The organism is Streptomyces sp. NPDC047525 (assembly GCF_040643025.1).
Lineage (GTDB): Bacteria > Actinomycetota > Actinomycetes > Streptomycetales > Streptomycetaceae > Streptomyces > Streptomyces durmitorensis.
This window is the reverse complement of the sequence record NZ_JBEYTL010000001.1, coordinates 1032033-1047521: the sequence shown is the minus strand read 5'-3', so window position 1 is coordinate 1047521 and position 15489 is coordinate 1032033. Positions and strand designations below refer to the sequence as shown.

Here is a 15489-nt window from a genome sequence, read left to right as displayed (position 1 = left end):
GCCCTGACCGCAGCCGCCGGCCTGCTGATGGCGGGCTGCACCAGCACCAAGTCCGACAGCGACGGCGACAAGGGCGCCTCGGGGATCAAGCTCGTCTCGTCCGGCAAGATCAAGACCTGCACGCATCTGCCCTATCCGCCGTTCCAGTCGAAGAAGGACGGCAAGATCGTCGGCTTCGACGTGGATCTGGTCGACCTGGTCGCCAAGGAACTGGGGGTCGAGCAGGAGATCGTCAACACACCCTTCGAGGGCATCGAAACCGGCCAGGACTTCAACATCCGCAAGTGCGACCTGGCCGCCGCAGGCATGACGATCACCGACGAGCGCGACAAGGTCATGGACTTCTCGGACCCCTACTTCAACGCCACCCAGGCGCTGATCACCAAGAAGGGGCAGCCCTACAAGACCTTCGAGGATCTCAAGGGAAAGAAGCTCGGCTACCAGAAGGCCACCACCGGCGGCATCTACGCCAAGAAGGAGAGCAAGGGCCTCGACATGGAGCTCGTGGAGTACGAGGACGTCGGCTTGCTGCTCACGGCGGTCAAGGCCGGCAAAGTCGACGCGGGCATCAACGACAACGGCGTGCTCTTCGAATACATCAAGGACAACCCGGACACCGAGGTGACCGCGGAGTTCGACACCGGTGAGAAGTACGGAATCGGCTTCCGCACGGGCAACGACTCACTGCGCACGAAGGTCGACGAGGTCCTCAAGAAGGCCCGGACCGACGGAAGTTACGACAAGATCTACAAGAAGTGGTTCGGCGCCACTCCGCAGAGCTGACCTCAAGCATTCAAACGGCTGACCAGAGGAGTTCTGCACGTATGTCCATGTCCCGACGGCGGCGTGCACGGCTGTTCCGCGGCGTCCAGTACGCCGTGCTGCTCATCGCCATAGCCGTGTTCGCGCTGGTGGCCGACTGGGGGACACTGCGCCAGGCGTTCTTCGACGTGGAGATCGCCAAGGCGCTGTTCCCCGAGGTGATCACCACCGCGCTGGTCAACACCGCCTACTACACGCTGCTCGGCTTCGGCTTCGGCCTGGGGCTCGGTATCGTCCTTGCGCTGATGCGGCTGTCCACGGTGCCTCCGTACCGCTGGATCGCGATCGCCTATATCGAGTTCTTCCGCGGTATTCCCTCCCTGCTGGTGTTCATCGCGCTCGGCTTCGGTGTGCCGCTGGCCTTCGAGGTCGCGCTCGACATGGACATCACGGTGATGCTGTCTCTGGGCCTGGTGGGCGCCGCCTATATGGCCGAGACGATCCGCGCGGGCATTCTGGCGGTGCCCAAGGGGCAGTCGGAGGCGGCCCGTTCGCTGGGCATGTCACCGGGGCGTGCGATGGTGTCGATCGTGATGCCGCAGGCGTTCCGGATCGTGCTGCCGCCGCTGACCAACGAGCTGATCCTGCTCACCAAGGACTCCTCACTGGTGTATCTGCTCGGCCTCTCGCTCGGCCAGTTCGAGCTGGCCAACTTCGGCCGGGACGCGCTGAACGAGCACAAGAGCCTGACCCCGATCCTGATCGCCGGACTGCTGTATCTCGTCATCACCCTCCCGCTCGGCCATCTGGTGCGGCGGCTCGAGGCCCGTACGGCGAAAGCCAGGTGAGCACCATGAAGTTCGACAAGGCACCCGACGCGCCCGCACCTTCGGGCCAGGCGATCGAGGTGCGCGAGCTGCGCAAGTCGTTCGGCGATCTGGAGGTGCTCAAGGGCATCGACCTCACGGTCGGGCGCGGTGACGTGGTCTGTGTCATCGGCCCTTCGGGCTCCGGCAAGTCGACCCTGCTGCGCTGCGTCAATCTCTTGGAAGAGCCCACGTCGGGCACGGTGACGGTGGCCGGCACGGAGGTCACCGACCCCGATGTGGACATCGATCGCGTACGCCGTCGGATCGGGATGGTCTTCCAGTCCTTCAACCTCTTCCCGCACCTCACGGCGCTGGAGAACCTGACCATCGCGCAGCGCCGTGTGCTGCGGCGCGGCAAGGAGGAGGCGCAGCGCATCGCGCGGGCCAACCTCGCACGGGTGGGCCTCGTCGACAAGGAGCAGTCCTATCCGGCGCAGCTCTCCGGCGGCCAGCAGCAGCGGGTCGCGATCGCTCGGGCGCTTTCCATGGACCCCGAGTTGATGCTCTTCGACGAGCCGACCTCCGCGCTCGACCCCGAACTGGTCGGGGACGTACTCGCGGTGATGCGCTCGCTCGCCCAGGAGGGGATGACGATGCTGGTCGTCACCCATGAGATGAGCTTCGCGCGCGAGGTCGCCGACCGGGTGGTCTTCATGGACGACGGAGTGATCGTCGAGGAGGGCACGCCCGAACGTGTGGTGGGCGACCCGCAGCACGAGCGGACCCGGACGTTCCTGGCGCGCGTACTCGATCCTGCGGCGGCGGAGATGGGCGAGGTCCCGGACACAGGACCGCACGAGAAGCGCGTGGACCGCTGAGTGCGCCTCGGGGCCGTGGGTGAATCCTCAGGCATGGTGAGCCCGAGGTGTCTGGCACTGCCGGGGCCGCGTACCGGCATTGTTGACCAGCGCGTTCAGGTATGGATGGGCCGCTGCGACCCGTGCGGCTGGTCGCTCCGTCTCCTGTAGGCAGGCTAGGTCCGCCCTGTACGCACTCAAGGACCCGCGCGCAAGGACAAACCTGATGGGCCATCAAGCAGCTTATTTCGCGCACACCGCACCAGGTGAGAAGCCTGCTCGCTGCGGCGCACGATGTTGTGGAAGGTCCTAGATTCGAAGGGTGGCCGATGTACAGTGAAAGGCGCCCCTGACCTGCAGAAAGCAGGCAGGGAGCCGTCTTTCAGGAGTCCAAATGCTGCGTACTCTGTTCAAGTCCAAGATCCACCGTGCCACGGTCACCCAGGCGGACCTGCACTACGTGGGCTCGGTGACCATCGACGCCGACCTCCTCGACGCGGCCGACCTGCTGCCGGGTGAGCTCGTGCACATTGTCGACATCACCAACGGGGCCCGCCTGGAGACCTACACCATCGAGGGCGAACGCGGCACCGGCGTCATCGGCATCAACGGCGCGGCCGCGCACCTCGTCCACCCCGGCGATAAGGTGATCATCATCAGCTACGCCCAGGTCGACGACGCCGAGGCGCGCACCCTGCGACCCAAGGTCGTGCACGTCGACGGCGAGGACAACCGCATCGTGGCCCTCGGCGACGACGCGTCCGCGCCGGTGCCGGGCGCCGACGACATGGCGCGCAGCCCGCAGGCCGTGCCAGCCCTTCAGGAGAGCCGATGAGCAGTGGGATCGAGATCCGCGACGACCGGGCGCGCCACGTCCTCGAAGCCCTGGCGGACAGGGAAGTCGTCGGGCAGATCGTCTACTTCATGCTGGACCAGCCCGAGCCCGCCCTCGTACCGGTGCACACCGAAGTCGTGCCCGCGCACGAGGGCGAGGGCATCGCGGGATCGCTGGCCAGGGAGCTGTACGCGATGGCGGCGCGGGAAGGCATCGCCGTCGCGCCCCTGTGCCCGTACGTCGTGAAGTGGGCCGAGCGGCACCCGGACGAGGCGCCCGTCCCCTCCGGGGAACTGGTCGCCGCCGCCCTGGACAAGGTGAAGTCGGACCCGGCCGCGTGGTGAGGGCGACGCTCGCCCTGCTGCACACCTCGCCCGTGCACGTCCCCGTCTTCGAGGGGCTGCGGGACCAGGACCATCCGGGGCTCGCCCTGCGCCACCTCGTCCACGAGGACCTGCTCGCGCGGGCCCGTGCCGAGGGGCCCGACGCGGTGGCCGACGACATCCAGGAGCTCCTTGTGGCGGCCGTCGCCGAGGGGGCGGGCGTCGTGCTCTGCACCTGCTCGACGATCGGCGCCGTCACCGAGGCCCGCGCCGCGGCCGTCGGCATCCCCCTCGTGCGGGTCGACCGGCCCATGGCGGCAGCCGCCGTGGCAGCCGGTCGGTCCGTGGCCGTCGTCGCCACCCTGGAGAGCACCCTGGGACCGACCCGCGCCCTGGTCGAGGAGGAGGCCGCCCGCGCCGGGCGGACCGTCGACGTCACCACGGTCCTGGTGGAGGGCGCCTGGGAGCGCTTCGAGGCCGGTGACGGGGAAGGCCACCTGCGCCTGATCGCGGATGCCGTCGACGCCCTGGACGGCGTCGACTCCGTCGTCCTCGCCCAGGCTTCCATGGCCGGGGCCGCGGACCGCACCACCCTCCCCGTGCCGGTCGTCTCCAGCCCGCGCCCGGGGCTGCGCGCGGCCGTTCTCCGGTGCGCCGCGGACGCCAAGTCGTAGGCTGAGCGCGGGAGATGAGTGACCGCTCACCTCCCGCGTACTCCTTCGACTTCACAGGATTCGACTTCACAGGAGCGGACATGGCGCAGCAGGACGAAGAGGCCGTCATCAGTCCCACCGGCTGGGTGGCCGACCAGGCCCGGCTGTACGAGGAGTCGGGCGGCACGAAGGGCACCGGGGTGCAAGGTGTCCCCTGCCTGCTGCTCGACTACCGCGGACGCACCACCGGGCAGCTGCGCCGCACCGTGCTCATCTACGGCCGCGACGGCGACGACTACCTCATCGTGGCCTCGAACGGCGGCGCCGACGAGCACCCCCTGTGGTACCGCAACCTCGTCGCGAACCCCGACGTACGGCTCCGCGTGGGAACCGAGGAGCGGTTCGACGCGCGCGCCGAGACCCTGTCGGCCGAGGACAAGGCCAGGGTCTGGCCGCGCCTCGTCGAGTTGTTCGCCCCCTACGCGGACTATCAGGCCAAGACGGATCGCGACATCCCCGTCGTGCGGCTCAGCCGCACCCGGGACTGAGCCGTACGGCTCGGGGACGTGTCGACTCGGCAGGCGTGGGCACGCGAGGCGGGAGAGAGTGGTCAAGACCCATCTCCGACTCGATGGAGGAGACATGACCGTCCCGTACCCCGAACCCACGCCGCCCAGCCCGATCCCCGACCCGGGCGGGCCGAGTCCGGTGCCCGACCCCGAGCGTCCCGTTCCGGGCCCCGGTCCCGGCCCGGTGCCGCGTCCTCCCACGCCTACCCCGCCGCCGTCCCCGCTCCCGCCGCCGGGACCGGAACCCGAGACCGAGCCGAAGCCGGTCTGACGGCGGGAGGGCCGACAGGCACTGGGCCTGGCTAGGCCTGCACTTCCGAGCGGTCCGCGCCCCACAGGGTGTGGAACGACCCCTCGCGGTCCGTACGCCGATAGGTGTGCGCCCCGAAGAAGTCCCGCTGCCCCTGCGTGAGCGCGGCCGGCAGGCGGTCCGCGCGCAGCGCGTCGTAGTAGGCGAGGGCCGCCGAGAAGCCCGGCGTCGGGACACCCTGCTGGGTGGCCGCGACCAGGACCGCGCGCCAGTCGTCCTGGGCCGCACCGATCTCCTGCGCGAACGTCTTGTCCGAGAGCAGGCTCGGCAGGTCCGCGCGCGTGTCGTAGGCGGCGCGGATGCGGTCCAGGAAGGCGGCGCGGATGATGCAGCCGCCGCGCCAGATGGCGGCGACCGAGCCCAGGTCGATGTCCCAGCCGTACTCCTCGCTGCCCGCGGCGACCTCGTGGAAGCCCTGCGTGTACGACACGATCTTCGAGGCGTAGAGGGCCTGCTCGACCTGGTCGGCGAACGCCCCTGCCTCGGCCTCGCTCAGCGCGCGCGCCGTCGGGCCCGCCAACTCCTTGGACGCCGCCCGCAGTTCGGTGTGGCCCGACAGGGAGCGTGCGAACACCGCCTCCGCGATGCCCGACACCGGAACGCCCAGGTCGAGGGCGATCTGCACGGTCCAGCGACCGGTGCCCTTCTGCTCGGCCTGGTCCTGGACCACGTCCACGAACGGCTTGCCCGTCGCGGCGTCCACGTGCTTCAGGACCTCGGCCGTGATCTCGATCAGATAGGAGTCGAGGCGGCCGGTGTTCCAGGTGCGGAAGATGTCGGCGATCTGGGCGGGGGAGTAGCCCGCCACATCACGCAGCAGCTGATACGCCTCCGCGATCAGCTGCATGTCCGCGTACTCGATGCCGTTGTGCACCATCTTCACGAAGTGCCCCGCGCCGTCCGGACCCACGTGCGTGACGCACGGGGAGCCGTCCTTCGCCTTCGCGGAGATCTTCTCCAGCATCGGACCGAGCGAGGCGTACGACTCCTGCGAGCCGCCCGGCATGATGCTCGGGCCGAGGAGCGCGCCCTCCTCGCCGCCGGAGACGCCCGTGCCGACGAAGTGGATGTCCTGCTCGCGCAGTTCGCGCTCGCGGCGCCGGGTGTCCGCGAAGTGCGCGTTGCCGCCGTCGATGATCATGTCGCCCGGCTCCATGAGCGGCGCGAACTCCTTGATGACGGCGTCCGTGGGCTCGCCCGCCTTCACCATGATGACGAGGCGGCGCGGGCGCTCGAGCGCCGCGACGAACTCCTTGGCGGTCTCGGTGGCGATGAACTCGCCCTCGTGGCCGAACTCCTCGACCAATGCCTGCGTCTTGGCCGCCGTGCGGTTGTGCAGGGCGACGGTGTAGCCGTTGCGTGCGAAGTTGCGGGCCAGATTGCGCCCCATGACCGCGAGGCCCGTGACACCGATCTGGGCTGACGTGCTGCTCATGCCGTGGCTCCTGGAAGTGGAAGTGCCGGTGGTGTTCGCCAGTATTGCCCCGCGGCGTAGCGTGACATTCCGACACTGTGTCCGACGGAGGAGCCGCCCGTGCCCCATTTCGACATGCCGCTCGACGAACTGCGCCGCTACCGGCCCGGCGTGGCCGAGCCCGAGGATTTCGACGCCTTCTGGGAGAAGACCCTTTCGGCCGCACGTGAGCACGATCTGGACGCCCGCTTCGTTCCTGTCGACGCGCACCTGAGCACGGTCGACGTCTTCGACGTGACGTTCGCGGGGTTCGGGGGCCACCCGGTCAAAGGTTGGCTGATATTGCCCGCGGGGACGACCGAGCCACTGCCCGCCGTCGTCCAGTACATCGGATACGGCGGTGGCCGCGGACTGCCGCACGAGCACCTGCTCTGGTCGGCGGCGGGCTTCGCGCACTTCGTGATGGACACCCGGGGGCAGGGCAGCGGCGGTTCGGCGGGCGACACCCCCGACCCGGTCGGCAGCGGACCCGCCTACCCCGGCTACATGACGCGCGGCATCGAGGACCCGCACGAGTACTACTACCGGCGCGTCTTCACCGACGGCGTACGCGCCGTGGAGGCGGCCCGCGCGCATCCCCTTGTGGACTCCTCGCGCGTCGCCGCGGTCGGCGGGAGCCAGGGCGGCGGGATCACGCTCGCCGTCGGCGGACTCGTCCACGACCTGGCGGCGATCGCGCCCGACGTGCCGTTCCTGTGCGACTTCCCGCGCGCCACGACGCTCACCGACCGGCCGCCGTACCGGGAGATCGCGCTCTACATGAAGGCGAAGCGCGGCTCAGAGGAGCGTGTCTTCCGTACGCTCGCCTACTTCGACGGCGTGCACTTCGCGGCGCGCGGCACGGCGCCCGCGCTCTTCTCGGCGGCTCTCGAGGACATGACGTGCCCGCCGTCCACCGTGTTCGCGGCCCTCAATTCCTATGCGGGGTCGGAGCGTTCGATGGAGGTGTACTCCTTCAACGATCACGAGGGCGGTGGCCCCTACCAGCAGAGTGTCCAACTCCAGTGGATCCCGCAGCACTTGAAGGGCTGACCGAACGGAAGCCCCCTCGCTCACGCGCCCTTGTCACGGTTCGGTCCGAGCGGCTAACTTGCCGCCTTGTCGTGTGTCTGACGTGACTGTGAATGCGTGTGACGGAGGGGGCTCCCATGGCCGTACGCGGTCGGCACCGCCGGTATCAGCCGAACCGGATCAACCGTGCGTCGCTGACCGTCACGGCGGGCGGCGCAGGGATGGCGCTGCCACTGATCGGCACCGGCACGGCAGAGGCGGCCGACGTCGACACCTGGAACAAGGTGGCGGCCTGCGAGTCGACCAACAACTGGAGCATCAACACCGGCAACGGCTACTACGGCGGCCTCCAGTTCAAGCAGTCCACCTGGGAGGCGTACGGCGGCACCGCCTACGCCCCGCGCGCCGACCGCGCCACCAAGGACCAGCAGATAGCCGTCGCCGAGAAGGTCCTCGACGCACAGGGCCCACAGGCCTGGCCGGTCTGCTCGGAGCGGGCGGGCCTGACGCGGGGCGGCAACGCGCCCGACGTCACGCCGATGAGCGCGCCCAAGAAGGCGGCGAAGGCCCCTCAGCGCGACGTCAAGGACGTCAAGCCGGAAGTGACCCCGCAGTCCACCGCGGGCCGCGGCCAGATGTACACGGTCGTCCGCGGTGACACGCTCTCCGGGATCGCCGATGAGCGCCGGGTCAGCGGCGGCTGGCAGAAGCTGTACGAGGCCAACCGCAAGGCGATCGGCGGCGACCCCGACCTGATCACGCCGGGCCAGCGGCTCGCGCTCCAGGCCTCGCAGAAGAAGGCCGGGAAGCCACAGGCCGCGCCCAAGCCGCGCACGGAGCCCAAGCAGCGGGCCGAGCCGAAGCAGCAGGCGAAGCCGAAGCCGCAGCAGAAGGCCGAGCCGAAGAAGGCGAAGCCCGCCCAGGCCGCGCAGGGCTTCTCCGCACCGGTGGCCGCATCGCCGAGCACCCCCTACCGCGCCGCGGGCGGATCCTGGTCGAAGGGCTACCACACGGGCGTCGACTTCCCCGTGGCCACCGGCACTTCGGTGAAGTCGGTCGCCGCGGGCACGGTCGTGTCGGCGGGCTGGGGCGGCTCGTACGGCTACGAAGTGGTGATCCGGCACGCCGACGGCAAGTACTCCCAGTACGGCCACCTCTCGGCGCTCACCGTGAAGACCGGGCAGAAGGTGGGCGCGGGGCAGCGCATCGCGCGCTCGGGGTCCACGGGCAACAGCACGGGCCCGCATCTGCACTTCGAGGTGCGGACGGGGCCCGGTTTCGGCTCCGACGTCGATCCGCTCGCGTATCTGCGGGCCGGCGGCGTCCGGATCTGACGCGGACGGAACGCTTCGAGAACGACTGAAGCCCCTCGGGATTCCCGAGGGGCTTCAGGACGTGCTCGGCTCGCTCCAGGGCTTCAGGAGCCGATGCGCTCGCGGCCGTGGCCGTGGCGGAACAGCACCCGCCGGTGCGGTCCTGTCGCGGCCTTGGGCTGGGAGGGCACCGCGGGCAGCTCCTCCGGCCGCGCCTCGGGGGCCACGGCGTCCGCCGCCACAGGGCCGCCCTTGGCCACGGTCACCGTCGGCGTCGGAACGCCCTGTGCGGCGCCGATCCGCTCCGTGGTCAGCAGGATCAGACCGCCCGCCGCGACGACACCGAAGCCCAGGGCCACGGCGGTGCCCGCCGAGCCGTAGCGGAACGATTCGCCGAAGAGCGTGAGGCCCACCGCGGCCGCCACGACCGGATTCACGACCGTCACCGTCGACAGCGGCGCCGCGAGGCCCGCGCCGCGGTACGAGGCCTGCGAGATCAGTACGCCGGCCGTCGCCAGGACCGCGATCACGGCGAGGCTGGGCGCCTGGTGCGTCAGGGGTTCGTTCGCCTCCCAGTCCACCGCCACCGTCTTGGTGAACACCGAGGCGATGCCGAAGGCGACGCCCGCCGCGCTGGCGAGCAGCACGCTGCGCACCACCGGATGCCGGTGCACCGCGTGCGCCACGACCATGAGCGTCACCACGGCGCCCGCGGTAACCAGCGCCACCATGACCCGCTCGGCGTCGTCCAGGGACTGCGCGTCGGCCGACTGCGTCAGCGAGAGCAGCCCGGCAAGGCCCACGGTCGCCATGATCGCGCCGCGCCACGCGGTGGCGCCCGCCTTGCGGCGCACGAAGAGCGCGGCCATCGGCAGGGCGAAGACGATGGTGAGTGCGCCGAGGGGCTGCACGAGGCTCAGCGGGCCGTACGCGAGCGCCACGACATGAAGCAGCGCACCCAGGCCGTTGAGCCCGATGGCGACCCACCAGACGCCGCGGCGCAGCGGGGCGTACCGTCGCTCCGGCATGCTGACGGCGACGCGCTCCTGCAGGATGGCCCCGCCCGCATACGCGACGGCGGAGATGAGCGAGAGCACCACGGCCAGCGTGAGGGCACTCATGAGGTGCTCCACGGCTGGCGCTGCGCCCCTTGGTGGGCCCGGGGCGTCCGGTGCGGCGAACGGTCGGCTTCCATGCTCACTACGATCTCGCGGATTTCGCTCCACGTCGTCGTACCTCAGCAGGCATTGGGTCCTACTACCGATGGAGTACGACGCGGGAGATGTCCTCCCCCGGGTGGGTTACGCCGCGGTTCGGTGGATCATCCAGAATCTCGAAAATTCGTGCGTGAAGGCCCGTCGGAACGCCCTCGTCCAGGCCGCTGGCCGCGGCGAGGGCGCGCTGCCGCGCCTCGTGCGGGGTCCTGCCCCTCCAGTGTGCTCCCGACCCCGCGAACGCGCGCCTGCGGATGTGCGCCCACACTGTCTGACCTGGGCTTTTGAGATGCCCGATCGTATTCTTGACCCTCGTGGAAAGGGGTCCGGATGCACCGGAGCATACGCAGTGTCGACGACGTACTGAAGCTCATGGACGGCCTGTTCGCGCCGGAGGCCGACCGCTGGACCGCCGACGCGGCGAGCTGGTGGGACGGCTTCTACACCGACCGGTCACGGCCGGTGCCCTTCTTCGTGGCGAAACCGGACGAGAATCTCGCCTCCTACGTGGACCGGGGCCTCCTCACTCCCGGCCGGGCCCTCGATCTGGGCTGCGGCCCCGGCCGTAACGCCCTGTATCTGGCGTCCCTGGGGTTCCAGGTGGACGCCGTCGACCTCTCCCCGGCGGCCATCGGCTGGGCCGAGGAGCGGGCCCGCGAGGCCGAGGCGGACATCCGCTTCCACCGCGGCGACGCCTTCGCGCTCACGGAGGCCGAACTGGGCGGCCCCTACGACCTCATCCACGACTCGGGCTGCTTCCATCACCTGCCGCCCCACCGCCGCGTCAGCTACCTCTCCCTGCTCGACCGTGCCCTGGCTCCCGGCGGCCACCTCGCCCTCACCAGTTTCGCCGCCGGTGATGCGGGCTCCGGCTCCGAGCTGCCCGACGCGGACTTCTACCGCGCGTCAGGACTTCAGGGCGGCCTCGCCTACACGCCGGAGTCCCTGCGCTGGATCTTCTCCGACCTCACGGAGGTCGAACTGCGGCGCATGCGCGACGAACCGGCCGACTCCGCGTACTTCGGTGAGCCCTTCCTGTGGACGGCGCTGTTCCGCCGGGACGCCTAGGCCCTGCCCGGACGCCTAGGCTCTGCTCTCGTGAAAGCCCCTCTCGACCTGACAGAAGTCGGTTCCGTCGGCGGATTCTTCGCCCTGCGCGCGGGGGCGCCGCCGAGCGGTGTCCAAGTGGCGTCCCTGGCGCGGGTGTACGCCGGGGACGACAGGCCCCTCGCGTTCCGCGTCGACAAGGTCGCCGCCCGGCTCGGGGCGCCCGACACGCGCATCGCCGTGTCCGTGGCGCAGCTCGGGCTCGCGGCGCGGCTGTGGTCCGTGACGCTCGGCTCGGCCGCGCTGCACGGAGAAGTGCCGGACCTCGACCCGGAGCTGCTGCACTGGGACGCGGACGGCACCTCGCCCGATGACCTGTGGCTGAGAGAGCTGACGACGCGTCCCGCCGACGCCGCGAGCATCCGGGACGTCGTACAGAACGGCCATCTGGCGCCCCTGGCCGACGCCTTGCGCACGCGGTACCGGATCTCCGCGCCGCTGCTGTGGGGCAACGCGGGCTCCGCGCTCGCCGGAGCCGCCCGCGAACTGGACACCTGGGCGCGGCGCAACGGACGTACCGACGTGGGAGAGCGCGCACGGGCCCTCGCCGCCGAACTCTTCGACCACCCCGACCTGCGCTCCACCGGAACCCTGCGCGGCACCGCGTTCCGGCGCCGCAGCTGCTGCCTCTACTACCGCTGTCCGGACGGCGGTGTGTGCGGGGACTGCTGCTTCGACCGGCCGCCCCAGAGGTCGGTGCGGGGCTCTTCCCCACCGGGCGCTTCTGGGTGACCATGAGGGGGCGGGCGACCGGCGGCTGGGGCGGACGGACGGGGGATGCTGCGTGCGAGTGGGACTGCTCACCCGGGAGTATCCGCCGGATGTCTACGGCGGAGCAGGAGTCCATGTCGAGTTCCTCGCACGGGAGTTGGCGGCCCTCCTCGACGTCGACGTGCACTGCTGGGGAAACGGCGCCGCCGCCGAAGGGGTCGCACGCCACCAGGCCTGGGACGCCCTGGACGGCGCCAACGACGCGCTGCGCACCTTCTCGGTGGACCTGTCCATGGCGGCCGCTCTCACCGGGTGCGACCTCGTCCACTCCCACACCTGGTACGCCAACCTCGCGGGCCACTTGGGCAAGCTCCTGCACGGCATTCCGCACGTCATGACCTCGCACTCCCTGGAGCCCCTGCGCCCCTGGAAGGCCGAGCAGCTCGGCGGCGGGTATGCCCTGTCCGGCTGGGCCGAGCGCACCGCCGTCGAGGCCGCGGACGCCGTCATCGCCGTCTCGCGCGGCATGCGGGCCGACATCCTCAACTGTTACCCCGCCATCGACCCGGCGAAGGTGCACGTCGTCCACAACGGCATCGACACCGCCCTGTACCGCCCGGACCCCGGCACGGACGTCCTCGAGCACCTGGGGATCGACCCCGAGCGGCCCTACGTCCTGTTCGTCGGACGCATCACCCGGCAGAAGGGCGTGCCCCATCTGCTGCGCGCCGCAAAGGAGTTGGATCCGGCCACCCAGCTCGTGCTCTGCGCCGGAGCCCCCGACACCCCGCAGATCGACGCCGAGTTCCGCACCCTCTTCGAGGAGCTGAGCCGGGCCCGCGGGGGAGTCCACTGGATCCCGGAGATGCTCCCGCGCCCCCAGATCGTCCAACTCCTCACGCATGCACGGGCGTTCGTCTGCCCCTCGGTGTACGAGCCGCTCGGCATCGTCAACCTGGAGGCGATGGCGTGCGGCACCCCGGTCGTGGCATCGGACGTCGGGGGCATCCCCGAGGTCGTCGACGACGGAAGCACGGGGCTCCTCGTCCCGTACGAGGAGAAGGAGCCGGCGGCCTTCGAGGCACGGCTCGCGCAGGCCCTGAACGAACTGGCCGCCGATCCGGTAGCCGCGACCCGTATGGGCGCGGCCGGACGCGACCGCGCCGTCAGGGAGTTCGGCTGGGACGCGGTCGCGCGACGCACGACCGGCGTGTACGAGGAGTTACTCGAGTCCAAGTGATCCCAGTTAAGGGGGCGGCGCGATGCGCGGTGGACCTTCGGTGCTCGGAATCGTCCTGGCGGGCGGTGAGGGGAAGCGCCTGATGCCCCTCACGGCCGACCGGGCCAAACCAGCGGTCACGTTCGGCGGCACGTACCGCCTCGTCGACTTCGTGCTCTCCAACCTCGTCAACGGCGACATCCTGCGGATCTGCGTACTGACCCAGTACAAGTCGCACTCTCTCGACCGGCACGTCACCACCACCTGGCGCATGTCCAGCCTCCTCGGCAACTACGTCACACCGGTCCCGGCGCAGCAACGCCTCGGCCCGCGCTGGTACTTGGGCAGCGCGGACGCGATCCTGCAGTCCCTCAACCTCGTCCACGACGAACAGCCCGACTACATCGCGGTGTTCGGTGCCGACCACGTCTACCGCATGGACCCCCGGCAGATGCTCAACCAGCACTTCGAGAGCGGTGCCGGGGTCACGGTCGCGGGCATCAAGGTGCCGCGCGCGGACGCGGCGTCCTTCGGCATCATCACGCCCGCGCGGGACGGCACACGTGTCGACCGCTTCCTGGAGAAGCCCACCGATCCGCCGGGTCTGCCCGGATCGCCGCACGAGGTGTTCGCCTCCATGGGCAACTACGTCTTCACGACGAAGACCCTCGTCGACGCGATTCAGCAGGACGCCGAGGACGACAACTCCGTGCACGACATGGGTGGTTCGATCCTGCCCATGCTCACCGAGCGGGGCCTGGCCCAGCTGTACGACTTCGACGACAACCACGTGCCGGGGGAGACCGCGCGCGACCACGGCTACTGGCGTGACGTCGGCTCGCTCGACGCGTACTACGAAGCACACATGGACCTGATCTCCGATCAGCCGGTCTTCAACCTGGACAACCGGCGCTGGCCCATCTACACCCACCCGGGCGGTCTGCCGCCCGCCAAGTTCTGCGCGGCCGGCATCGCGAGCGAGTCCATCGTCAGCCCCGGGTGTGTCATCCGGGGGCAGGTCACGCGCTCCGTGCTGTCTCCCGGTGTGACGATCGAGGACGGGGCGGTCGTGCAGGGTTCGGTGCTGCACGACAACGTACGCGTGGGCAGGGGCGCGGTGGTGCGGGGCGCCGTGCTCGACAAGAACGTGGACGTCCCGCCCGGGGCGACGATCGGCGTCAACCCGGAGCGGGACGAAGAGCTCTACACGGTGTCGAAGGGCGGCGTGATCGCGCTGGGGAAGGGGCAGGCCGTTCCGATGTAGCCGTGCCTCCTGCCTGGTCCTGGTGGCTGTGTCTCCTGCCTACAGGACCCGGCGTCTGCGGCCCAGCCACGTCTGGGCGATCACGACGAGCGCCAAGAAGGCGCCGCTGACAACCTGTTGGTAGGCGGAGTCGAGCGAGCCGATCTGGTTGATGACGTTCTGGATGACCTTCAGGAGCAGTACGCCGACGAGTGAACCGCTGATGAAGCCGAATCCTCCGGTCAGCAGGGTGCCCCCGATGACGACCGCGGAGATCGCCTCCAGTTCCATGCCCGAGCCGAGGATGGTGACGCCCGAGACCAGCCAGGCCGCGTTGAGCGCGCCCGCCAGGCCCGCGCAGAGGCCGGAGAGGGTGTAGACGGTGACCTTGGTGCGGGCCACGGGGGCACCCATGAGGGCCGCCGCGTCCTCATTGCCGCCGACCGCGTACACGTACTGGCCGAAACGGCTGCGGCGCAGGACCACGGCGCCCGCGACGAAGAGCGCGAGGGTGATCCAGACCGGGGCTCCGATGCCCAGGACCTTTCCCTGGCCGAGTGTCGCGAAGAAGGAGTCCTTGTCGACCAGGTAGGTCTTGGAGCCCTCGTCGGTGATGGACAGGAGGATGCCGCGTGCGCCGAGCATCGCGGCCAGCGTCACGATGAAGGGGGCCAGGCGGGAGCGGGCGATGAGGAGGCCGTTCACGAGGCCGATGAGTCCGCAGACGGCCAGGGGCAGAAGGAGCGCCACCGCCGTTCCGTACTGCGAGCCCCAGGCCGCGAGTACCCCGCCGAGCGCGAAGAGCGAGCCCACGGAGAGGTCGATCCCGCCGGTGATGATCACGAACGTCATGCCGAGCGCGACGACCGCGAGGAACGCGGAGGAGACCGCCATGTTCTCCAGGTTGTCCGCGGTCATGAACGTGTCGAAGCTGAGCGACGCCGCGATGACGGCGACCACCAGGGTGACCAGGGCGCCGTGCTGCTGGGCGAGTGCGCTGATGCGCTCGGAGCGGGTCGGGCCTGTCGGTTCGTCGCCGCTCGTCTTCATGGGGTTCGCCTCGGATAGGACGGTGCCTG

The 15489-nt window shown here is 70.1% G+C and carries 16 protein-coding genes; 13 read left to right on the top strand and 3 right to left on the bottom strand.

The window, feature by feature from the left end; all coding sequences use genetic code 11:
- The first annotated feature begins 27 nt into the window (after positions 1-27).
- The 7 genes from ABZ833_RS04910 to ABZ833_RS04880 all read left to right on the top strand — a co-directional run bounded on the left by ABZ833_RS04910 (position 28) and on the right by ABZ833_RS04880 (position 4787).
- Positions 28-783, top strand: coding sequence for an ABC transporter substrate-binding protein (locus tag ABZ833_RS04910; protein ID WP_361041389.1), 756 nt, complete (start codon positions 28-30; stop codon positions 781-783).
- A gap of 41 nt (positions 784-824) precedes the next feature.
- Positions 825-1610, top strand: a complete 786-nt coding sequence (locus ABZ833_RS04905) for an amino acid ABC transporter permease (protein WP_249586195.1) — start codon at positions 825-827, stop codon at positions 1608-1610.
- 5 nt (positions 1611-1615) lie between these two features.
- The gene (locus ABZ833_RS04900) at positions 1616-2449 is read left to right on the top strand and encodes an amino acid ABC transporter ATP-binding protein (RefSeq protein WP_361041009.1); all 834 of its coding nucleotides are present in this window, start codon (positions 1616-1618) and stop codon (positions 2447-2449) included.
- 373 nt (positions 2450-2822) lie between these two features.
- Positions 2823-3263 (top strand): aspartate 1-decarboxylase, encoded by a 441-nt coding sequence (panD, locus tag ABZ833_RS04895; protein ID WP_361041007.1) that lies wholly within the window; start codon positions 2823-2825, stop codon positions 3261-3263.
- Positions 3260-3607 (top strand): GNAT family N-acetyltransferase, encoded by a 348-nt coding sequence (locus tag ABZ833_RS04890; RefSeq protein WP_361041004.1) that lies wholly within the window; start codon positions 3260-3262, stop codon positions 3605-3607. The genes panD and ABZ833_RS04890 overlap by 4 nt, the downstream gene beginning before the upstream one ends.
- Positions 3601-4260, top strand: a complete 660-nt coding sequence (locus ABZ833_RS04885) for an aspartate/glutamate racemase family protein (RefSeq protein ID WP_361041001.1) — start codon at positions 3601-3603, stop codon at positions 4258-4260. Before ABZ833_RS04890 ends, ABZ833_RS04885 begins: the two co-directional genes overlap by 7 nt.
- Positions 4261-4340: 80 nt before the next feature.
- Positions 4341-4787: a nitroreductase family deazaflavin-dependent oxidoreductase gene (locus tag ABZ833_RS04880; protein WP_361041387.1), complete on the top strand. Its 447-nt coding sequence runs from the start codon at positions 4341-4343 to the stop codon at positions 4785-4787.
- A 323-nt stretch (positions 4788-5110) separates the two neighbouring features.
- Here ABZ833_RS04880 and gndA read toward each other — a convergent pair whose 3' ends face one another.
- The gene (gndA, locus tag ABZ833_RS04875; protein WP_361040999.1) at positions 5111-6553 is read right to left on the bottom strand and encodes an NADP-dependent phosphogluconate dehydrogenase; all 1443 of its coding nucleotides are present in this window, start codon (positions 6551-6553) and stop codon (positions 5111-5113) included.
- A 99-nt stretch (positions 6554-6652) separates the two neighbouring features.
- Here gndA and ABZ833_RS04870 point away from each other — a divergent pair, with 99 nt between their 5' ends.
- Positions 6653-7624 carry an acetylxylan esterase gene (locus ABZ833_RS04870; RefSeq protein WP_361040996.1) on the top strand — a complete coding sequence of 324 codons (972 nt, stop codon included), beginning with the start codon at positions 6653-6655 and terminating at the stop codon, positions 7622-7624.
- A gap of 116 nt (positions 7625-7740) precedes the next feature.
- The gene (locus ABZ833_RS04865; RefSeq protein ID WP_361040994.1) at positions 7741-8937 is read left to right on the top strand and encodes a transglycosylase family protein; all 1197 of its coding nucleotides are present in this window, start codon (positions 7741-7743) and stop codon (positions 8935-8937) included.
- An 83-nt stretch (positions 8938-9020) separates the two neighbouring features.
- Here ABZ833_RS04865 and ABZ833_RS04860 read toward each other — a convergent pair whose 3' ends face one another.
- The gene (locus ABZ833_RS04860) at positions 9021-10037 is read right to left on the bottom strand and encodes a DMT family transporter (protein WP_361040991.1); all 1017 of its coding nucleotides are present in this window, start codon (positions 10035-10037) and stop codon (positions 9021-9023) included.
- A gap of 423 nt (positions 10038-10460) precedes the next feature.
- Between ABZ833_RS04860 and ABZ833_RS04855 the strand changes: the two genes are divergently transcribed.
- The 4 genes from ABZ833_RS04855 to glgC are packed head-to-tail and all read left to right on the top strand — an operon-like array spanning position 10461 to position 14431.
- A complete protein-coding gene (locus tag ABZ833_RS04855) occupies positions 10461-11198 on the top strand; it encodes a methyltransferase domain-containing protein (RefSeq protein ID WP_361040988.1) in 738 nt (245 codons plus the stop codon).
- A gap of 30 nt (positions 11199-11228) precedes the next feature.
- A complete protein-coding gene (locus ABZ833_RS04850; RefSeq protein WP_361040986.1) occupies positions 11229-11969 on the top strand; it encodes a (2Fe-2S)-binding protein in 741 nt (246 codons plus the stop codon).
- Between the two features lie 52 nt (positions 11970-12021).
- Positions 12022-13188 carry a glycogen synthase gene (glgA, locus tag ABZ833_RS04845; RefSeq protein WP_361040983.1) on the top strand — a complete coding sequence of 389 codons (1167 nt, stop codon included), beginning with the start codon at positions 12022-12024 and terminating at the stop codon, positions 13186-13188.
- 22 nt (positions 13189-13210) lie between these two features.
- Positions 13211-14431 (top strand): glucose-1-phosphate adenylyltransferase, encoded by a 1221-nt coding sequence (gene glgC / locus ABZ833_RS04840; RefSeq protein WP_249586155.1) that lies wholly within the window; start codon positions 13211-13213, stop codon positions 14429-14431.
- A 39-nt stretch (positions 14432-14470) separates the two neighbouring features.
- Here the strand turns inward: glgC and ABZ833_RS04835 are convergent, their stop codons facing one another.
- The gene (locus ABZ833_RS04835) at positions 14471-15460 is read right to left on the bottom strand and encodes an ABC transporter permease (RefSeq protein ID WP_249586154.1); all 990 of its coding nucleotides are present in this window, start codon (positions 15458-15460) and stop codon (positions 14471-14473) included.
- Between the last annotated feature and the right edge of the window lie 29 nt (positions 15461-15489).